Source organism: Paramesorhizobium endophyticum (genome assembly GCF_014640615.1).
Lineage (GTDB): Bacteria > Pseudomonadota > Alphaproteobacteria > Rhizobiales > Rhizobiaceae > Paramesorhizobium > Paramesorhizobium endophyticum.
Map to the genome: position 1 here is coordinate 282,863 of NZ_BMHH01000001.1, position 20,863 is coordinate 303,725.

A 20,863-nucleotide genomic window follows, 5' to 3' on the forward strand; every position below is an offset into this window, starting at 1 on the left:
GTTTGTCCCCAAAAGAGTCACAAAAAGCAGATAGTTGGTACCCAAGTTGGGGAAAACCGAAAAAACCAAATCAGTGTGGCCGCACGACTCTTGTCACGGAGTCACCCGTTAATGTAGCTTCCCCGCAGTAAAAACTAGATTTCGTGCGGCGGACCTAGTCATCCGGATAGATGTAGTAGTTTCGTCTGGGGCAACCCGGTCAGGACGATGGATTCCGGATGAAATGTTAAGAAATTGGAGCCCAGGACAATGAACTGGACAGACGAGCGCGTCGAACTGCTTAAGAAATTGTGGGGTGAAGGGCTCAGTGCCAGCCAGATCGCAGCACAGCTTGGCGGAGTGAGCCGCAACGCGGTCATCGGCAAGGTACACCGGCTGAAACTGTCGGGGCGCGGCAAAACGTCCGCGGCGCCGGCCCGCAGCAAGAAGGTCAATACGCCCACCAGCACCGTGCGTTCCACCACATCGCATGCAAGCTCCGGCGCGAGCCAGCAGACCATGGTCCGCACCACCGTCACCAAGAGCATCGGCGCGACGGCCCTGCAGGCGGAATATGCGGTGGAAGCGGTGGCGCATACTGTGATCCGGCCCACGGCGGATGTGGTGGTGCCGATCTCGCGCCGCCTTTCGCTGCTGCAATTGAGCGAGCGGACCTGCAAATGGCCGATCGGCGACCCGCTCAACGAGGATTTCCATTTCTGCGGCAATGATTCCGCCGAAACGGGGCCTTATTGCGGCTATCACTCCAAGCTTGCTTTCCAGCCGGTCTCGGAACGCCGCCGCGCGCGGTGAGGCGGGCGGGTATTCATCTGCAAATATTGCGCCGTCTCGGTGCGGCAAAAATCAGATTCTGGTAAGAATTTAGATTCAGCCCTTGCGGCTCAGCCTACGCATCATTTTCAAAATTGAAACGGTGGCGGGGCAGTACCCCCCTCTGTCCTCCCGGACATCTCCCCCACTAGGGGGAGATTGGATGGGAAGACCGCTTTCGCCAATCGTCAACGTCGCAAGATAAAGCGCCTTCATCAATGAAGACCAATCCCCCCTTGTGGGGGGAGATGTCCGGCAGGACAGAGGGGGGTGTCTGGCTCTCCGATCAAAACATCATTTACTTGAGCGGCTCGCCGCTCACCCCTTCCCCTCCGGCGCGGGAAAGCGCACAATGAAGGTCGAGCCCTGGCCGACCTGTGAGCGGATGATGAGCCGGCCCCGGTGCCGGGTCAGGATATGCTTGACGATGGCGAGGCCGAGGCCCGTGCCCTTGTGGGCGCGGCTGGTTTCGACATCGACGCGGTAGAAGCGCTCGGTCAGGCGCGGCAGGTGTTCCGAGGGTATGCCGGGGCCGAAATCCTCGATGGAGGCGACGATCTCCTTGCCGGCGGCACCGGTCTCCTCCTCCAGCCGGACGATGGCGCGCTTGCCGGACTGGCCGTATTTGCAGGCATTCTCAAGCAAATTCTGGAAAACCTGGATGAGCTCGTCGCGGTCGCCGGTGACCTTGACGGGACCGGCGGGAATATGCCGCTCTATGGTGACATCAAGCCCGTTGGCGAAGGGCGTCAGGCTGTCGGCGACATGGTTCAGCACATTGGCGAGATCGACGCGCTCGGTCACGGCGATATGCGCCTTCATCTCGATGCGCGACAGGGAAAGCAGATCGTCGATGAGCCGCGCCATGCGCTCCGCCTGCTTCTGCATGATCACAAGGAATTTCTCCCGCGCCGCAGCATCGTTGCGGGCCGGCCCCTGCAGGGTTTCGATGAAGCCGCGCAGCGAAGCCAGCGGCGTGCGCAGCTCGTGGCTGGCATTGGCGATGAAATCCGAGCGCATACGGTCGATCCGGCGTATCTCGGTCTGGTCACGGAAAAGAAGGACGAAGGAAGCCGGTCTTCCGGCTCCGGCATCGAGCGCCATGACCATCGCCCTATACCAGCGGTCGAGGGGGACGCGCTCGAAATAGTCGATGGCGCGGGGCTGGCCGTCGGCGATGACGCCCTGGATCAGACCGTGCATTTCCGGCGCGCGGAAGCGCAGATATAAGGCCGTGTCCTCGGTCAGGGGCTGGAAAGCCTCGCGCGCCGCCTTGTTGGCATAGAGCACCATGCCGCCCCCGTCGAACAGGATCATCGGATCGGGAAGCTGCTCGGCGAGACGCTCGCCGGAAATGCGCGACAGGCCTTTCTGCGGCCCTTCCCCTCCCCCCGGATAAGCCCTCTCGGCTTGCGGCGCGGGCATCAGGGCAGCCACGGCCAGCAGCAAACCGATGGTGAAAACCGCAAGCACCGGCAGGGATGCGCCCGAGGCGAGCACCAGAAGCAGCGCCAGAACCGCTATGGTGAGGATATGGCGCGCGCGCACGATGCCCCCAGCCATCCGCGCCACCATGCCCCGTTTCCTGCCGCCCGTCTTCTCGATCTCGCTCATCCCGTCCCAAGGCTCTCCAAATGCCAAACCATGCCCCCATAGCACGGTTTCTCTATCTTACGGGAGGATGGGTTGAATGACAGTTTAACGACAAGGCACAGGATTTGCCGGAGATGATCAAGCTTCGTCGCTTCCATCAAAAAACAAAATACTGTAGCCGCACGATCCTTACGAAGCCGCGACCTTGAGGCGATCAGCGGCGAAGACCGGATCATTATCGGCCCTGGGGCCAAGTTTCTGCTGACCGGCGCCCGCAACGGCGGCCTGTCTGGGAGACCGCGCGGCGCGAGGGATTGCGAAGGCGCCGCTGGGGTGATGCGGGGTCTTCTCCCAGAGATGCGGCGCCTCGAACAATTGCCAGACGGCGCGCCAGGCCGAGAAGGACATCAGCAGCCAATAGACCGGTATCCAGCAGAAATAGAGGCCGGCGCGGCGCTCCTCGCGGTTCAGCGTCTTCAGGCCCAGCATATAGTAGCTCACATAGGCCAGCGTGATGTTCACCGCATCGATACAGAGGAGATAGAACGACCAGAAGGAGGCCGGTCCGCGCAAGGATGCCGTGATAACCAGAACCGCCGTGACCATCATCAGCGGATAGACGAGCGCGGAGAGGATGAGGCCCGACATGTAAAGCATGCTGAGGGCGAAGCGGACGGTGCCGAGGTCCCGCCAGGTGCGCCAAGGATTGCGCATATGGACGAGCCAGGTCTGCATCCAGCCCTTGAGCCAGCGGGTGCGCTGCTTTTTCCAGTCGGTATAGCAGCGGGGCGCGTCTTCCCAGGTGCCGCGCGTGATCACGCCGACCCGGTAGCCGAAGCGCGCCAGCCTCAGGCCGAGATCGGCATCTTCGGTCACATTATAGCTGTCCCAGCCGCCGACCGCCTCGAGGCATTCGCGGCGCAGATGGTTGGAGGTTCCGCCCAGCGGGATGACCAGGTTCATCCGCGCCATCCAGGGCAGAAGGCCACGGAACAGCGCCGCATATTCGAAGGCGAACATGCGGGTCAGCCAGTCTGAACGGAAATTCGAAATCAGAAGCGGCGCCTGCACGCAGGCGAGCTTGCGGTGGCCGGTGAGGAACGCGTTCCACGCCTCGAGCAGTTGGTCCGGATGGGGCCGGTCCTCAGCGTCGTAGATGACGATGAATTCGCCGCGCGCGAATTGCAGGGCGTAGTTGAGCGCCTTCGGCTTGGTACGAGGGCCGGAATTCGGGACGCGGACGATCTCGAAGCAGGGCGGCAGCACATGGCTTTCGATCGCCTCGATGGTATCCGGATCGTCAGCCTCGCAGACGAGCTTGATATCGAGCTTGGAGGCAGGCCAGTTAAGGCCGGACAACGCCTGTAGCAATTGCGGGATGATCGCCGCCTCCTTATAGAGCGGCACCAGGATGGTATAGACCGGCATGTCGCGCGGCAGAATATTGCCCGCAGGCAGCAGGGACGGCTTCTGCGCCACCGTCGAGGCGAGCAGGCGCATCGTCACGCAGCAGAAGAAAATCAGCGTCAGGCTGACATGAAGAACCACCGCCGTCTTCAGCGGGTGGAACAGGAAAAAGCCGATCAGCAGGAAGATCGTTTCCGCCAGCACGAAGCCCTGCCAGCCATTGATCACCATGGCGGCGGAGAATTGCGGCGGGGTCATCTCCTGGGCGATCTTCACCAGTTCCCGCTCCTGCCGCAGGCGCATCATCTGCGCCAGGATGGCGGGCGGACATACGCGCAGGCGTTCGGCAAGCGACGGGGTTTGCGCAAGGCTGCGCTTGAGTATGACCAGATCGTCGATCGCCGGCGCGATGTAAAGCAAGGTGCGCCCGCCGCCATGCGCCACGAGAACATGGCGGATGCTGCGCAGGTTCTGCGGTACATCATCCTCGCGCAGAAGGATGTCGGAGGAAACGATGCGGTCCTCAAAGCCTACGCCCAACTCACTGGCAATCGCCTCATAAAGTTTCTCCTGTCTAATTCCGGCTGAAACCATGATTTCATCAGTAAAGGAAGTATTGTTTCGTTTTGCTTCGATGAACGCATGTATTACTTCATTTCGCCTTGCCCCATTCAGGCAAAGTCTTGCGGCGATGGCCGAACATACCAGAATTTCGGCATGATATTCCTTGTGCAGCCAAGCCGCTTCCCCGGCCTGGCGTGCCTGAGCACCCCCGAACTTTGCCATAATGGTTAGTCGCGCAACTTACAGGTGCAAGACGCGCGCCCGGACAGAAACAATTCTGCAAACTCAAGAACAGTACACGCCATTTTTTACACCTCTTACAAATACATCTTTTATTAAACTTAATTTTTCCCGGATTACAATAGAGATCAGCTTTGGCGCAGCAAAATTGATTCGCCAAAATTCATATTAAATTTCAGTGATTTATGATGCGATGAGAGTAGTGAAGATAATTGAGAGCACGATGGTGCCGTTGGCGGAGCACACCCCCCTCTGCCCTGCCGGGCATCTCCCCCACAAGGGGGGAGATTGGCTGTCAGGATCTGCTTTCGCTAATCGCCAACATTGCCGAATAAAGCACCGTCATCAACGAAGGCTAATCTCCCCCCTTGTGGGGGAGATGTCCGGCAGGACAGAGGGGGGTTACTGTCCCGCCAGCGTTTGAACCTAAACCAGTTCGCCCGCCAACGCCTTCCTGATCAGCGCCCGCGTCTCAGCAATGCCATAGAGCGCGACGAAGGAGCCGAAGCGGGGGCCGCGCTCCTGGCCGATCAGCACCTCGTAGAGCATCTGGAAGAAAGAGACGGACACGCCGGGGCCGCCTTCCGGGCTCTTCTTGGTGTGGTCCTGGTAGCGCTCGATGGTGCGGCCCACGTCCAGGATGGCGTTCTGTATGTCGTTGCCGTCGGTGCCCTCGGGCAATTCGCCTAGCTTGGCATCGAGCGCTGCGAGCGCCTGCCGCTCCACCTCATCAGGCGCGCGGAACTGCTTCGTCGGCTTTACGAAATCGTTGAAATAGCGGATCGCATAGCCGACCAGCGCATCCAATGCCGGATTGTTTTCAGGCGAAACGCCGGGCACATGACGCGAGATGAAGCCCCACAGCACATCCGGATTTTCCGCATTCGAGGCGCTGACGAGATTGAGCAGCAGCGCGAACGGCACCGGCAGGTCCTCTTGTGGCGGGTTGCCGTAATGGATGTACCAGACGGGATTGTTGAGCCGATCCTTCCATTCCTGCCGGTGATAGGCGGAAAGGTAGGTGAAATATTCGTCCACCGCCTTCGGGATCACGTCGAAATAAAGCTTTTTCGCGGTTTTCGGCTTCTGGAAATTATAGAGTGCGAGGCTCTCGGTCGGAGCGTAGGCGAGCCATTCGTCGATGGAAATGCCGTTGCCCTTGGACTTGGAGATCTTCTGGCCAAGCTGGTCGAGGAACAGCTCGTAGACGAAATGCTCCGGCGCGCGGCCGCCGAGGATTTCGCAGATGCGATCATAGATGCCGGCGTTGGTCTGGTGATCCTTGCCGAACATTTCGAAATCGATGCCGAGCGCCGCCCAGCGCATGCCGAAATCCGGCTTCCATTGCAGCTTCACATTGCCGCCGGTGACGGAGAGCGTCGTCTCGGCGCCGTCCTCGTCGTCAAAGGTGATGGTGCCGTTTTTCGCGTCCACCTTCTTCATCGGCACATAGAGCACGCGGCCCGATTTTGGCGAGATCGGCAGGAAGGGGCTGTAGGTCGCCCGGCGCTCCTCGCCCAGCGTCGGCAGCATCACCTTCATGATGTCGTCATAGCGCTCGACGGCCTTGAGCAGCACCGCATCGAACCTGCCCGACTTGTAATATTCCGTCGCGCTGGCGAATTCGTAATCGAAGCCGAACGTGTCGAGGAAGCGGCAGAGCATGGCATTGTTATGCTCGGCGAAGCTCTTGTAAGTCCCGCCGAAGGGGTTCGGCACGGCGGAAAGCGGCAATTGCAGATAAGGCTCCATCGCCGCCTTGTCAGGCACATTGTCGGGGATCTTGCGCATCCCGTCCATGTCGTCGGAGAAGCAGATGAGCCGCGTCTTGACCTTGTCCTCGGTCAGTACCCGGAAGGCATGGCGCACCATGGATGTGCGCGCCACCTCGCCGAAGGTGCCGATATGAGGCAGGCCGGAGGGGCCGTAGCCGGTCTCGAAAAGCACGGTTTCGGGCAGGCCGGTCTTTTCGTAACGCTTCAGGATTTTCCGCGCCTCCTCGAACGGCCACGCTTTCGCTTCCTTCCCCGCCACGATCAATTCGGGCGTGAGGGCGAGGTCGGGAAGGCGGTTGGTGGTCATTTTATGGGTTCCTGAGGCCGGAATGGCGCGCATGTTGGCAAAAAGAGTGTACTTGGCTTTTCCGTCCTGCTCTATGGCTCTGGTCGCCTCGCGTCAACTCCCATGGAATTTCCTTGCGCCTTTGCTGCCGTGCTTCTAGTTTCGCGGCGGATTTTGAAAGGATGCGAGGAAGGCATGTCAGAAATTTCGCCGCAGGATGCGCTTGTCTATATCATGGTCACCACCTCGGTGGCGGATACGACCATGACGGATGCCGAACTTTCCTCCATCGGCAATATCGTCAGCCGCCTCCCCGTGTTCCGCGGGTTCGACCCCGTCCGACTTCCTGAGCTGGCCGCGCGCTGCTATGCCCATCTGGAAGATGAGGACGGGCTGGAGCGCATCCTCGATATCGCCCATGAAACGCTGCCCGAGCGGCTTTACGACACCGCCTATGCGCTGGCAGTGGAAGTCGCCGCCGCCGACCTGCATGTGGAGCAGGAGGAACTGCGCTTTCTCCAGATGCTGCGCGACCGCTGGAACCTCGACGAGCTTACCGTCGCGGCGATCGAGCGCAGCGCGCGGGTGCGGTTCCGCAAACTGGCTTAGTTCGGCCGCGATCCCGAAACGTCAGCTTTTCGGGATCGAAACGAGGGGATATTCTTTTATCGTAGCGGCTGCGGCGCAGTCGAGGCATGGATCCCAGTGACAAGCACTGGGATGACGGGGTGGAGGTGTTGCTTCCAATATCTGATACGCTTCTGCCAAGCGGAGAGGTCGGAGGTGGTTTGCTAGCAGCCAAAGCAACCCGTCATCCCAGTGCTTGTCACTGGGATCCATGCCTCTACGTCTCCAGACAATAACGGTCCAAAACCGGAATTCTGGCGATTCCATCAACCGTCCTAATAAAACCCGATCGGGAAATATTTCAAATAAAGCTCCGCCAAGACGCCTTTTTGCTCCAGCGCCTCCAGCGCGTGGTCGAAGGCTTTTGCCAATTGCGCATTATCGCCCAAGACAGCGATTGCCAGGCCGGAGCCCAGGAATTGAGGACCGAGATAGGGGCCGCCCGAGAAGGCGCAGCAGCCCTCCGACGCCTTGTCGCCGAGCCAGAAGGACAGCGTCATGCCGTCGCCGAAGGCGGCATCGAGCTTGCCGCTTTTGAGGTTGGCGAAAAGCTGTTCCTTGCCGATAAAATTCTCGATGACGGCGCTGGGAAAATAGCGGCGCAGCATTGCCTCATGCGCGGTTCCGCCGAGGACGCCGACGCGCTTGTTCCTGAGATTGAGCGGCTCGTCCAGCATGGCGTCGCGCCGTGTGACGAAGCGGGCCGGCAGGCCGAGATAGGGCCGCGAGAAGGCGAACTCCATGCGGTTTTCCGCCGTCGGCTCGAGCCCTGCGATGATGGCCTCGCCGTCGCCACTCTTCAGCTTGGGTAGCAGTTCGCCCCAGGGGACCGCCTCGACCTGGCAGATATCGCCTATTCCCAGCTCATCGCAGATGGCGCGCGCCAGATCGATATTATAGCCGGCAAGCCTGCCGCCGCTGTCGATGAAATTGAAAGGCGGGAAGTCGGCCGTCGTCAGGAACCGCACGCGGCGCAATTTGGAAAGGTCCGGCTTGGCGATGCGTTCACGGCGATCCCATAAATACGGAATGTCAGGCGAGGCCGCCATGGCAGGGGCCGATGCGAAGGAAAAACCGAGGATCAAGGCCAAAACCAACACTGCGAATCTCATGGGCCCTCCGGTGAGCAGAACATGCCACGAGCTTAGCATCGGCTGGCGGATGTCGGTCAATCCTTCGCGCTCATTTCGGCAATGCAATGTCCCGGTTACTGGCTCGCCCAGATGATGCGGGCGAGCCATGCCACGTCAGCGGCGTCAAGAATGCGGTTGGGCTCGCCTGCCGTGGCGGGAAGAAGCTCGACGGCGCGGGGTGTCTGGCGGTGCAATATGCGCGCCGTAACCTCGCCTGCCTTCGTCTTCAGGAGGACATGGTCGCCACGGCGGATGGATGCGCCGGGCGCGACGATCAGCGTGTTGCCATCCCGATAGAATGGCAGCATGGAATCGCCGGAGACTTCCAGCGCATAGACGGCACCGGCGGGGGGGAATTCCAGCACATCCCAGCCCTGCCCCGTGGGGAAGCCCGCATCATCGAAAAAATTGCCGCTGCCTGCCTGCGCAAGGCTCAGAAACGGGACCGCGCGCGCATTGGCGGCGGGGGCTGGTGCAGTCCCCTCCCCCTCGCGCATCAGTTCCATCAATTCGTCAAGCGACGCCCCGGTCGCCTCCATCACCTTCGCAAGCGACTCCGTCGAAGGCCACCGGGCGCGGCCATCGGCGGCATAGCGCTTGGACTTATTGAAGGTGGTGGGGTCCAGCCCCCCGCGGCGAGCAAGACCCGAGGGCGTCAGCGAATAGCGCTCGGCCAACGCATCTATGGCAGCCCATACGCGCTCATGAGAGATCATGACGAACTTTTCCTGATGGCGTCAGGAAAAAATACCTCTTTTTTGTCGGGCAGGCAAGACAGGGATTGAGGCCGATGATTTATCTATGAATGGGGATGGGGAATAGGAAAAAAAGCGGGGTGGGAGGGCCTGCTCCTTCCCCCTTGCGGGGAAGGTGCCCGCGTAGCGGGCGGATGGGGGTGGTGACGGCTGTGCACCACCTGAAATCATAGCGCGCTGCCTTTATCACCCCCACCCGACCCTTCGGGCCACCCTCCCCGCAAGGGGGAGGGAAAGTGCCGGATCAAGCCGCCTGCTTCTGCGGCTCCGCCTTATACGGATCGAAGCGCTGGTAGAAGGTTTCCCCCTTTTCCGCCATATCGAGAAGCAGATTGGGGGCCTTGAACTGGGCTCCGTACTTCCTCTGCAACTCCTTGGCGCGCTTGACGAATTTCTTCGCGCCCACGCCGTCGATATAGGAGAGCGTGCCGCCCGTATAGGGAGCGAAGCCGAAGGCGAGGATGGAGCCGACATCGGCCTCGCGCGGGTCGGTGACGATGCCTTCCTCCATGACGCGCGCCGCTTCCAGCGCGATGACGAACAGGAAGCGCTGCTTCAGTTCCTCGACGTCGATCTTGTCCGGGTCCTGCTGCGGGTAGAGCGTCTTCAGCTCCGGCCACAGATGCTTCCTGGCGGGCTTTGCCGGATAATCGTAGAAGCCCTTGCCGTTTTTGCGGCCTTTGCGGTCATATTTATCGACCATGGTATTGACCAGCTCGACATGGCGCGGATCGACCGCCTTCGGACCCAAATCCGCGAGCGCCGCCTTGAGGATTTTCTGCGAGAGGTCGATAGCCGTCTCGTCGTTGAGCGCCAGCGGGCCGACCGGCATGCCGGCCATGCGGGCGGCGTTTTCGATCATCGCCGGGGGCACGCCTTCGATCAGCATATTGTAGGCTTCCGACATGTAGCGCAGCACGCAGCGATTGACGTAGAAGCCGCGCGTGTCGTTGACGACGATTGGCGTCTTCTTGATGGCGCGGACATAATCGAGCGCCACGGCCAGCGCCTTGTCGCCGGTCTTCTTGCCGAGGATCACTTCCACCAGCATCATCTTGTCGACGGGCGAGAAGAAGTGGATGCCGATGAAGTTCTTCGGGCGCTGCGACACCTTGGCGAGGCCTGTGATCGGCAAAGTCGAAGTGTTGGAGGCGAACACGCCTGAGGATTTCAGCACTGCCTCCGCCTTCTCGGTCGCCTCGCGCTTGACCTCACGGTCCTCGAACACGGCCTCGATTACGAGGTCCGCGCCTTCGAGCGCTGCGTAATCCGGCGTGGCGGTGATGAGCGAGAGGAGCTTTTCCTTGTCCGCCTCGGTCGCCCTGCCCTTCTGGATTTCCTTGGTGATCAAGTCAGCCGAATGGGCCTTGCCCTTGTCGGCGGATTCCTGGTCGCGGTCGATGAGGACGACAGGAATGCCGGCCTTGGCGGTGACGTAGGCAATGCCTGCGCCCATGAAGCCTGCGCCGATGACGCCGATTTTCGTGAACTTCGTCGGCTTCACATCCGCCGGGCGGCGCGCGCCCTTGTTCAGCTCCTGCAGGGAGACGAACAGCGAGCGGATCATCATGCCCGCTTCCGTCGTCTGGAGGATTTGCGTGAAATAGCGCTGCTCGATCTTGAGGCCCGTATCGAAGGGCACGAGCAGGCCTTCATAGACGCATTTCAGGATGGCTGCGGCAGCCGGATAATTGCCATAGGTCTCGCGGCGCAGGATGGCGCTTGCGGCAGGCCAGAGATTGGCGCCCGCCGCCGAATAGATCGGCGCGCCGGGCAGCTTGAAGCCCTTCTCGTCCCAGGGCTGGACCGGCTTCAGCCCGTTCTTGATCATCTTCTTGGCGGTCTCGATCAGCTTCTTGGCCGGGGCGATCTCATGGATCAGGCCCATCGCCTTGGCGCGCTGCGGCGTCAGGTTCTGGCCTGTCGTCATCATCTGCAGGGCGTCCTGCTGATTTGTCAGGCGCGGGACGCGCTGCGTGCCGCCGGCGCCGGGGAAGATGCCGACCTTGACCTCGGGCAGCGCCATTTTCACGCCCGGCGCGTCGGAGGCGACACGGCCATGGCAGGCAAGCGACATCTCGAACGCGCCGCCCATGCAGGTGCCATTGATGGCGGAGACCCAGGGCTTGCCCGAGGTCTCGAGCTTGCGGAACAGCCCGCCCATGCGGCCGGAATTCTGGAACAGAAGCTCCACCGCCTTTTGCGGGTTCTTCGCCTTTTCCTCGTGGAACAGCTGGAACATGCGCTTGAGCATGGTCAGGTCCGCGCCGCCGGAGAAGGTGTCCTTGCCCGAGGTGATGACCGCGCCCTTGATCGCGGCGTCGCCCATCACGCGATCGACGATGGCGTCGAGCTCTTCCATCACCTCTTCGGTGAAGACGTTCATCGATTTGTCGGGCATGTCCCAGGTGACGAGAGCGATACCATCAGCGTCAACGTCGAATTTGAAGTTCTTGTATTCAGCCATTGGAGAGTTCCTCCTCAAAAATCTGTTGCGGCAGTGGCGATTGGCCTCCCTTCCCCCTTGCGGGGAAGGTGCCCGCGTTAGCGGGCGGATGGGGGTGGTAAAGGCAGCGCGCTGTGATTGCCTGTTGGTGTGCAACCGTCACCACCCCCCACCCGGCCCTTCGGGCCACCCTCCCCGCAAGGGGGAGGGTAAAAAGGGGGTCAGACGCGTTCTATGATGGTGGCGGTGCCCATGCCCGCGCCGATGCATAGCGTGACGAGCGCGGTGTTGAGATCGCGGCGCTCCAGCTCGTCGAGCGCGGTGCCGAGGATCATCGCGCCGGTGGCGCCCAGCGGATGGCCCATGGCGATGGCGCCGCCATTGACGTTGATCTTGTCATGCGGAATGTCAAAGGCCTGCATGTAGCGCAGCACGACAGCGGCGAAGGCTTCGTTGAGCTCGAAGAGGTCGATATCCGACAGCTTCATCTTGGCGCGCTTCAGAAGCTTTTCCGTTACATCGACGGGGCCGGTCAGCATCAGCGCCGGGTCGGAGCCGATATTGGCGAAGGTGCGGATGCGCGCGCGCGGCTTCAAGCCCAGCGCCTTGCCCGCCTTTTTCGAACCGAGCAGCACGCCCGCCGCGCCATCGACGATGCCGGACGAATTGCCGGCGTGGTGGACATGGTTGACGCTCTCGACATCCGGATGCGCCTGGATGCCCACGGCGTCGAAGCCGCCCATCTCGCCCGGCATGACGAAGGACGGGTTGAGCGAAGCCAGCGCCTGCATGTCAGTCGTCGGGCGGATCGTCTCGTCATGATCGAGAATGGTGAGGCCGTTCTGGTCCTTGACGGGGATGACCGATTTCTTGAAATAGCCCTTTTCCCAGGCTTTCGCGGCGCGCTTCTGGCTTTCCACCGCATAGGCGTCGACATCGTCGCGGGAGAAGCCGTATTTGGTGGCGATCAGGTCTGCGGAGACGCCCTGTGGCATGAACCAGCCGGGCAGACCCACGGAGGGGTCCATGTACCAGGCGCCGCCCGACATGCCCATGCCGACGCGCGACATGCTCTCCACGCCGCCGGCGATGACGACATCATCAGCGCCTTGCGCGATCTTGGCGGCGGCGAAATTGATGGCGTCGAGGCCGGAGGCGCAGAAGCGCGAAATCTGCATGCCGGGGGCCTTGAAATCATAGCCCGCCTCAAAGGCGGAGGAACGCGGGATCACCGCGCCCGCCTCGCCGACCGGATCGACGCAACCATAGATGATGTCGTCGACCTGCGACGTGTCGAGCCCGTTGCGGTCGCGCAGCGCCTCCAGCACCTTGGCGCCCAGGCGTACCGCCGGCACCTCATGCAGGCTGCCATCCTTCTTGCCGCGCCCGCGCGGGGTGCGGACATGATCGTAAATATAGGCTTCGGCCATTTATCTTCTCCCTTTGTGCCTTGCACTCAATCCCCTCTGGAGGGCGTGTCCGAAGGCGTCTGCCGGATATTTGGACTGTCTTAGAACGCTTCCGCAGGCAGCGCCATCAGCGTGTCCGCGCCGGTCTGGATGCGGGCGAGGCGCAGGGCGGTTTCGGGCATGATGCGCTCCATGTAATAGCGGGCGATGGCGAGCTTGGCTTCAAAATAAGCCTTTTTGCCGCCCGCGCCGGCATCGAGCTTTTCTTGTGCCGTCTTTGCCATCTGCGCCCACATGTAGCCCAGTGCGACGAGACCGAAGAGATGCATATAGTCGGTCGAGGCCGCTCCGGCGTTGTCGGGCTTCGCCATGGCGTTCTGCATCAGCCACATGGTGGCAGCCTGCAAATCGTTGAGACCCTTCTTGACGTGCTTGGTGAAGAAGGAAAGCTGCTCGTTCGCACGGTTCTCCTCGCAGAAATCGCCGACTTCCTTGAAGAAGGCCATGACGGCGCGGCCCCCGTTCAGGCCCAGCTTGCGGCCGACGAGGTCGAGCGCCTGGATGCCGTTCGCCCCCTCATAGATCATGGCGATGCGCGCGTCGCGCACATACTGGCTCATGCCATGCTCCTCGATATAGCCATGGCCGCCGAAGACCTGCTGCGCCATGACGGCATGGTCGAAGCCCTTGTCGGTCAGCACGCCTTTCAGCACCGGCGTCATCAGGCCGATAAGGTCATCCGCGGCCTGGCGTTCCTTCTCGTCGGGCGAGCGGTGGGCGATGTCGGCCTTGAGCGCGGTCCAGAGGATCAGTGCGCGGCCCGCCTCGTTGAAGGCGCGGATGGTCATCAGCGTGCGGCGAATATCGGGATGGACGATGATGGGATCGGCCTTCTTCTCCGGCTCGGCAGCACCGGAAAGCGCACGGCCCTGCAGGCGCTCGCTGGCATAGATGGCCGCGTTCTGATAGGCCGTTTCGGCAATCGACAGGCCCTGCAGCGCGACGCCGAGGCGGGCCTCGTTCATCATGGTGAACATGGCGCGCAGGCCCTTGTTCTCGCCGCCGATCAAATAGCCCGTCGCCTCGTCATAGTTCATGACGCAGGTGGAATTGCCGTGGATGCCCATTTTCTCTTCGAGGGAGCCGCAGGAAACGCCGTTGCGCTTGCCGGGATTGCCGTTCTCGTCGGGAATGAATTTCGGCACGATGAACAGCGAAATGCCCTTGGTTCCATCAGGCGCGCCTTCGATGCGGGCGAGCACCAGATGGATGATGTTCTCCGACATGTCGTGCTCGCCAGCGGAGATGAAAATCTTCTGCCCTGATATCTTGTAGGAGCCGTCGCCGTTTGGCACCGCCTTGCTGCGCAACAGGCCCAGATCCGTGCCGGCATGCGGCTCGGTCAGGTTCATGGTGCCGGTCCAGACGCCTTCGACCATCTTCGGCAGATAAGCCTGCTTCTGCTCCTCGGTACCGTGGGTGAGGATCGCGGCGATGGCGCCCTGCGTCAGGCCAGGATACATCATCAGCGCCATGTTGGCCGAGGACATATATTCCCCAGCCGCCACATGCAGCGCGTAAGGCAGCCCCTGCCCGCCATATTCGGCGGGGACGGCGAGGCCCAGCCAGCCGCCCTGGCAATAGAGGTCGTAGCCCTGCTTGAAACCATCAGGCGTCGTCACCGAGCCATCATCGTTGCGCACGCAGCCTTCGTGGTCGCCGACCTGGTTCAGCGGAAACAGCGTGTTTTCTGCCAGCTTCGCGCCTTCCTGCAAAATCGCCTCGACCACATCGGGCGAGGCATCGGCAAAGCCGGGAAGATTGTCATAGCGCTCATAGCCCAGAACATCGTTCAGGATGAAAAGCGTGTCTTCGACGGGCGCGCGGTAGCTCGGCATCAATTTCCTCCACATTTTAGTTGCCACATGATCTTATCCGAAAAGTCCGCAACTTTTTCGGGATCATGCGGTCGATCAGGAATCCGGGGAGCTGCTTTCTCACCCGGGAAAGGCAATGTCATGGCAACACTAGCCAATTTTGACGTTTGCGTAAACGTCAAAAAACAATCCCTTTGCCCAGCGATTGCAAGGATATCCCAGGCAGGATATAAGGATATCTGAAAAGGGAAATCCAAATGCCTCTCTTCATCAAAGATCCTACAGTCGACCTTCTGGCGGAGCAACTACGCCTGCGCACCGGGGCGCGCACAAAGACCGATGCGGTTCGCACGGCCTTGATGCACGAGTTGGAGCGCATCGAAGGAGAAACGCCCTTGCGCGAGAAGCTGAGCGCATTGCGGCAGCGCGCGCGGGAACGGCTCGGCCCGCCAGTGCGCGGCGTCGACATGAAAAAACTCATGGATGAGCTATGGGAGGAAGGCGAGTGAGCTTCCTGGATGCTTCGGTCATCGTCGCGATTTTGAACGAGGAACCCGGCTTTGAGGAACTGGAAAAACGGCTGAGCGATAGAGGCGGACCGATCCATGTATCGCCGCTCGTGCGGTTCGAGGCAGTTTCCGCGCTCGTCAGGCTGCGGATCATCGCCACGAAAGGCAGGGTGAACCGGGAAGAATTGATCGCCGAAGCCCGCCAACTTGTAGACGGGTTTGTCCAGGCGCTTGGAGCGCGCGACATCGCCATCGACACCCGCATTGGCGCCAGCGCGCTTGACGCCATGGCCCGATATGGGAAGGTCGCAGGCCATCCGGCCGGTCTCAATTTTGGTGATTGCTTCGCCTATGCGAGCGCCAAGGCCCACCAATTATCCTTGATCTACAAGGGTGACGATTTCGCTCAGACAGACATGGCCTAACCGAAATTTCGGTACGGGCCGACATGGCCAATCACTTTACGAAACCGCGGCCTGCTGCGCGACACCCATCTTGTCGAGGACGTAATCGACCACCCCGCGCAATTCGGCAATCGACTCGTCCAGCGCCGCACGCTGTTCTTCCAGGCGGGTGATCTGCCGGGTGGATTTATCCAGCACCGCGCGCAGCTGGCGGATGTTGGAACCCTCGGGCTCATAGAGATCGATCAGATATTTCACCTCGCGCAGGGTGAAGCCGACCTTGCGCCCGAACAGGACGAGCCGGAGCCGTGTGCGGTCGCGGCGCGTATAGAGCCTGGTGGTTCCGGCGCGACGCGGATTGAGCAGGCCCTTGTCCTCGTAGAACCGCAGGGTGCGCAGCGAGACGCCGAATTCGCTGGCCAGATCGCCGATGCGAAACGCCTTGTCTTCCGGGATATCGTTCTGCTCTTCCATGAACAGAACCGTGGCAGGAGAGTTAACGGCCTTGTGGTCGTTCATATTCTCGTTTTCCAGTTTGGACCTTAGCAAGGCTCCGGCTTTCCTCATCTCTCACCCAATCCGAAGGCTTTGTGGACATGAAGCAGCAAGCGCCAGCCTAGACTGTCGTTTCCCATATGATGCCGCCATCGGAACGCAATTTTCCCCATTGCAGCAGGCAAACCGCCCGCCAAATCAGATTCCGCACCCCGTCTGCCGAATAGCCAAATCAGCTTTGGATTGCAAGCGTCGCCTCCCAATTTATTTGGAGGCAGGAGAATATTTCCGCAACGCCTTAAACAGGGATTAACGGGTTGTTTACCACGTTTTGACAAAGGTACCGGGTCGGCAATCCGTGGTCAGAGATTCTTATCCTTTCCACGGGGCTTGCGACCTCAGGTCGTGACGGCGTGGAAAGTTTGCAAAGCGGGCAGTTTGATGAAAAACCAGCGTTCCCCTCTCGAGGACCTCAATGCGCAGCGCACCCGCCGGGCGTCGTCGCCGCTGGATGGGCTGAACCGCACGCTCGAAGAGTTGGAGAGCAGGCTCAAGGGGCTAGACACCGTCCGCGCGCCGGCTGAGCGCTCCTATTACCCAGATGAGGACAGCTTCTTTCCCAGGCCGCTCCGCAGCGATCTACATGATGAAATCGCGGAACTGAAACGCACGGTGCAGACGCTCGCGCGCGAGGAATCGCTGCGCCGCCTCAACCACCGCTGGGATTCGCTGGACGAGCGCTTCGATGCCTTCGAGCAGCGCCAGGGCACGAGCGGCGATCTCAACGCGCCCGCCTTCATGCGGCAGATGGATGAGCGACTCGACGAGATCAGCCGGGCGATCCTCTCCTCCGGCATGTCCCGCCGCCCGGACCCGAGCGAGGCGCGGCGGCTGGAGCGCATCGAGGAGCATCTGGCGGACCTGACGCGACAGATCGAGGCGGCGGAGGAGCGCTCCGCCCTGCCGGACCCAACCTTCATTCGCGAGATCGACCGCCGGTTCGAGGAACTGGCGCAGCGGCTCGACGAGCATTATACCGGCAGCATCCATGACGCACGGCTGATCGAAAGCCTGGAAGGCCGGCTCGAGGATATTTCGCAGCAACTTTCGGTCAATGCGGCCGCGCAATCGGCCATGCATACGAGCTTTCCGGGGCATGAGGTGTTCCGCAATCTCGAGGCGCAGGTGGCGGAAATCGCCCGCCATCTGGCAAAGCCAGACCCACGCATGCCCGTGCTGGAACAGCGGCTCGATTCCATCGAGCGGTCGCTCAAGTCGAGCCGCGACACCATGCTGGACGCGGCGCGGCAGGCGGCGGAAGACGCAATCCGCCATGTGGTGAAGAACGGCTCGCCTGATGATGCGGCGATCGCGCGGCAGCTGGCGCAGGATCTGAAATCGCTGGAAGCGCTTACCCGCCGCACCGACGAGCGCAGCAGCCGGACCTTCGAGACGATCCACGACACGCTCATCAAGATCGTGGACCGGCTCGGGCGGCTCGAAGAGGAAGCGGCGAAACCCGGCAGCACCCCGATCGAGTTGCCGAAGAAGAGCACGGCTTCCCTGCCTTTCGAGAGCGAATCCCCCGCCATGTCGCGGTCGCCCGCCGCAGCGGCTGCGGAAGCGGCGCTCGCAGCCCTCAAGAGCGACGGCCGCGCCGCGCCCAAGGCAAGCGAACGGGAGGGGCGCAAATCCATGTTCGGCGGGCTGGCGAAGGCCGTCAAAGGCCGAGGCAACAATGACGCGAAGGCCGAAGCGGCTGTGCGGGCCCAGAAAGCCGAGCCAGGCTTTGCCTCCATGGCTAAAATGGACGCCATCGCCGAGCCGCTCGACGAAGCGGACATCAAGCTCGCCAACCAGCCGCTGGAACCCGGTTCCGGAATGCCTGACCTCAACACGATCCTGAAGCGGGTGCGTGACGAGCGCCGCGAGCGCGGCGGCGAAGCGCCAGCCGATGCGGGCAAGGCGGATTACATCATTGCCGCGCGCCGGGCCGCGCAGGCGGCGGCGGCGGAATCCGAGCGCCTGAAGAAGACAGCCGAGAAGCCGCGGGCAAAGAAGCGGCCAGCGGGCGGCGGCAGCGTCCTGCAGCGCCAGCGCAAGCCTGTCCTGATGGCGATTGCCGCGATCATGATCGCCATGGCCGGCCTGCAGGTGGGAACGGCCTTCCTTGCCCGGGACGACCAGCAGGGCGAGTTCGGCGACGCCGCCAATCTGACCGAAGCGCCCACCGCCGCTCCCTCGCTCGACACGCGCAGCACCGCAGCCGTGCCTGAAAAGCAGCCGGACGCGAAACCCCAGGCCGTCACGCCCGAGGCACCAGCCGAACAGCCTGCACCGCCCCCGCCCGCCGATACGGTAATGCTTCATACGCGGGCAGCGACTGCAACGCCCGAGCCCGCGCCGCAGACTGAGGCATCCGCTCCGGCCCCTACGCAAACGAGCACCCCGGCGCAAGCCGAAACCGAAACACAGCAGGTCTCAATCCCGGAAATCCCTGCTGAGGCCGGTCCGGAAGCGTTGCGCGCAGCGGCAGCCCAGGGCGACCCGAAGGCGCTGTTCGAGATCGGCAACCGCTACACGGACGGGCGCGGCGTCCAGAGCGATTATGCCAAGGCGGCGCAGTGGTATGAGCTTGCGGCGGCCAAGGGCTTCGCCCCGGCGCAATACCGGCTTGGCAATCTCAACGAAAAGGGCCTTGGCATGCCGCGCGATACGGCCAAGGCAAAGAAATGGTACAGCCAAGCCGCCGAGCAGGGCAATGCGAGCGCGATGCACAATCTTGCCGTGCTCTACGCCATGGGCCCAGACGGCACACCCGATAACAACGCCGCCGCGCGCTGGTTCATCAAGGCGGCCGAGCATGGCGTAAAGGACAGCCAGTTCAATCTCGGCATCCTCGCCGCCAAGGGGCTCGGATTGCCGCAGAACCTGGAAGAGAGCTATAAATGGTTCGCGCTCGCCGCCCAGTCGGGCGACAAGGACGCGGAGCAGAAGCGCGACGCCATCGCGGGGTCCCTGAAGCCGGAACAGCTGGAGCGGGCCAAGGGGATGGTGTCGCTATGGAAGGCGAAGCCGCTCAACGAGGCCGCCAATTCGGTGGAGGTGCCGGACGCATGGCTGGAAAGCCAGCCCATGACCACAGGCGCGGTGGATATGAAAAAGGCCGTGCGCAACATCCAGCTCATCCTCAGCCGCAGCGGCTATGACGCCGGCACGCCCGACGGCGTGATGGGGGCCAAGACCCGCCAGGCCATCGCCGCCTTCCAGAAGGCGAACGGCATGAAGCCCACCGGTGATGTCGACCAGCCGCTGGTGGAAGCGCTGCTCAAGCAGAACCAGCAGCTTTCGATGGCGGCGAAGCAGTAGGCACTGCCCCTTCCTTCCCCCTTGCGGGGAGGGAAAGAGCGGTCGAAAATGTGATGATTCTGCCGCATGTTGGCATAAAAAGCGGAGTCTCGCGCCACCGCCCTTTTTCCGTCGAGATTATCCCGGTAACGCTTATTTGAATTCTTCAAATGCTGGCGGGTTGCGTCGCCTGGGCTTTGTTCATCCGCATGGTCGTATCGGGAAAATTTTCCGGGATCATGCTTTCACCGGGTTCTGAATTGGGCATTTATCTCCCCATTGCGGAAATATCGGTCAACATGCTGGTTATCCTCGGCATGGGGGCGGCGGTCGGCTTTCTTTCGGGCATGTTCGGCGTCAGCGGCGGGTTTCTGATCACGCCGCTGCTGATCTTTTACAACATCCCTCCGGCGGTCGCGGTGGCGACAGGCGTCAACCAGGTCATCGCCTCCTCGGTTTCCGGCGCGCTCGTCCATTTCAAGCGCCGCACGCTCGATATCAAACTGGGGCTGCTTCTGGTGGCGGGAGGCCTCGCCGGATCGCTCATCGGCATCTATCTGTTCTCGGTCCTGCGCGAGCTCGGTCAACTCGACCTCATCGTCTCGCTGCTCTATGTCATCCTGCTGGGAACCGTCGGCGGGCTGATGCTCATAGAAAGCTGGCGGGCGCTGCAACGGGTGCGGCAGGGGCAGACCGCCATGCTGAAGCGGCCCGGCCAGCACAATTGGGTGCACCGGCTGCCACTGAAGATGCGGTTCCGCGCCTCGAAGATCTATGTCAGCGTCATTCCCGTCCTTGGGCTTGGCTTCATCATCGGCGTGCTTGCGGCGATCATGGGCGTGGGCGGCGGCTTCATCATGGTCCCGGCGCTGATCTATCTGCTGCGCGTGCCGACCAATGTCGTTATCGGCACGTCGCTGTTCCAGGTCACCTTCGTCACGGCCTTCGCCACCGTCATGCAGGCGATGACCAACCATTCGGTCGATATCGTGCTGGCGCTACTGCTGATGGTGGGCGGCGTGATTGGGGCGCAATATGGAGCGCGCGCCGGGCAGAAGCTGCGCGGCGAACAGCTCCGCCTCCTGCTGGCCCTGCTCGTGCTGGCGGTGGCGCTGCGTCTTGCCTTCAGCCTGTTCATCAGGCCCGACAATCTGTTCTCGATATCCCTCGCGGATGGGTGAGCCT

The 20,863-nt window shown here is 61.7% G+C and carries 15 protein-coding genes; 6 read left to right on the forward strand and 9 right to left on the reverse strand.

Annotated elements, in window-relative coordinates:
* The first annotated feature begins 249 nt into the window (after positions 1-249).
* Positions 250-792: a GcrA family cell cycle regulator gene (locus IEX53_RS01385; RefSeq protein ID WP_188820701.1), complete on the forward strand. Its 543-nt coding sequence runs from the start codon at positions 250-252 to the stop codon at positions 790-792.
* 336 nt (positions 793-1,128) lie between these two features.
* Here the strand turns inward: IEX53_RS01385 and IEX53_RS01390 are convergent, their stop codons facing one another.
* From IEX53_RS01390 to IEX53_RS01400, 3 genes are all read right to left on the reverse strand, one after another.
* Complete coding sequence (locus IEX53_RS01390; protein WP_188820703.1) at positions 1,129-2,424, reverse strand: ATP-binding protein; 1,296 nt, start codon at positions 2,422-2,424, stop codon at positions 1,129-1,131.
* 168 nt (positions 2,425-2,592) lie between these two features.
* Positions 2,593-4,404, reverse strand: a complete 1,812-nt coding sequence (locus IEX53_RS01395; RefSeq protein ID WP_236015985.1) for a glycosyltransferase family 2 protein — start codon at positions 4,402-4,404, stop codon at positions 2,593-2,595.
* Positions 4,405-5,040: 636 nt separating this feature from the next.
* Positions 5,041-6,696 (reverse strand): lysine--tRNA ligase, encoded by a 1,656-nt coding sequence (locus tag IEX53_RS01400; protein WP_188820707.1) that lies wholly within the window; start codon positions 6,694-6,696, stop codon positions 5,041-5,043.
* Between the two features lie 174 nt (positions 6,697-6,870).
* Here IEX53_RS01400 and IEX53_RS01405 point away from each other — a divergent pair, with 174 nt between their 5' ends.
* Positions 6,871-7,284, forward strand: coding sequence for a tellurite resistance TerB family protein (locus tag IEX53_RS01405; protein WP_188820709.1), 414 nt, complete (start codon positions 6,871-6,873; stop codon positions 7,282-7,284).
* Between the two features lie 293 nt (positions 7,285-7,577).
* On the opposite strand, the gene IEX53_RS01410 is transcribed toward IEX53_RS01405, so the two are convergent.
* The 5 genes from IEX53_RS01410 to IEX53_RS01430 form a co-directional block, all read right to left on the reverse strand.
* Positions 7,578-8,414: a transporter substrate-binding domain-containing protein gene (locus IEX53_RS01410; RefSeq protein WP_188820710.1), complete on the reverse strand. Its 837-nt coding sequence runs from the start codon at positions 8,412-8,414 to the stop codon at positions 7,578-7,580.
* A gap of 95 nt (positions 8,415-8,509) precedes the next feature.
* Positions 8,510-9,151: a S24 family peptidase gene (locus IEX53_RS01415; protein ID WP_188820712.1), complete on the reverse strand. Its 642-nt coding sequence runs from the start codon at positions 9,149-9,151 to the stop codon at positions 8,510-8,512.
* A 283-nt stretch (positions 9,152-9,434) separates the two neighbouring features.
* Entirely contained in the window at positions 9,435-11,657 is a 2,223-nt protein-coding gene (locus IEX53_RS01420; protein ID WP_188820714.1) for an FAD-dependent oxidoreductase, read from the reverse strand.
* A 200-nt stretch (positions 11,658-11,857) separates the two neighbouring features.
* On the reverse strand, positions 11,858-13,066 hold the full coding sequence (locus tag IEX53_RS01425; RefSeq protein WP_188820716.1) for an acetyl-CoA C-acetyltransferase: 1,209 nt from the start codon (positions 13,064-13,066) through the stop codon (positions 11,858-11,860).
* Between the two features lie 80 nt (positions 13,067-13,146).
* Positions 13,147-14,943 (reverse strand): acyl-CoA dehydrogenase C-terminal domain-containing protein, encoded by a 1,797-nt coding sequence (locus tag IEX53_RS01430; RefSeq protein WP_188820718.1) that lies wholly within the window; start codon positions 14,941-14,943, stop codon positions 13,147-13,149.
* A gap of 236 nt (positions 14,944-15,179) precedes the next feature.
* Here IEX53_RS01430 and IEX53_RS01435 point away from each other — a divergent pair, with 236 nt between their 5' ends.
* Both IEX53_RS01435 and IEX53_RS01440 read left to right on the forward strand, forming a co-directional pair.
* Positions 15,180-15,431, forward strand: coding sequence for a type II toxin-antitoxin system VapB family antitoxin (locus IEX53_RS01435; protein ID WP_188820720.1), 252 nt, complete (start codon positions 15,180-15,182; stop codon positions 15,429-15,431).
* The gene (locus tag IEX53_RS01440) at positions 15,428-15,856 is read left to right on the forward strand and encodes a type II toxin-antitoxin system VapC family toxin (protein WP_188820721.1); all 429 of its coding nucleotides are present in this window, start codon (positions 15,428-15,430) and stop codon (positions 15,854-15,856) included. The genes IEX53_RS01435 and IEX53_RS01440 overlap by 4 nt, the downstream gene beginning before the upstream one ends.
* Positions 15,857-15,892: 36 nt before the next feature.
* Here the strand turns inward: IEX53_RS01440 and IEX53_RS01445 are convergent, their stop codons facing one another.
* Positions 15,893-16,309 (reverse strand): MerR family transcriptional regulator, encoded by a 417-nt coding sequence (locus tag IEX53_RS01445; RefSeq protein ID WP_236015996.1) that lies wholly within the window; start codon positions 16,307-16,309, stop codon positions 15,893-15,895.
* Between the two features lie 462 nt (positions 16,310-16,771).
* Here IEX53_RS01445 and IEX53_RS01450 point away from each other — a divergent pair, with 462 nt between their 5' ends.
* Together IEX53_RS01450 and IEX53_RS01455 are read left to right on the forward strand one after the other, a co-directional pair.
* The gene (locus IEX53_RS01450) at positions 16,772-19,699 is read left to right on the forward strand and encodes a peptidoglycan-binding protein (RefSeq protein WP_188820725.1); all 2,928 of its coding nucleotides are present in this window, start codon (positions 16,772-16,774) and stop codon (positions 19,697-19,699) included.
* Between the two features lie 218 nt (positions 19,700-19,917).
* Positions 19,918-20,859: a sulfite exporter TauE/SafE family protein gene (locus IEX53_RS01455; RefSeq protein ID WP_236015997.1), complete on the forward strand. Its 942-nt coding sequence runs from the start codon at positions 19,918-19,920 to the stop codon at positions 20,857-20,859.
* Positions 20,860-20,863 lie beyond the last annotated feature (4 nt).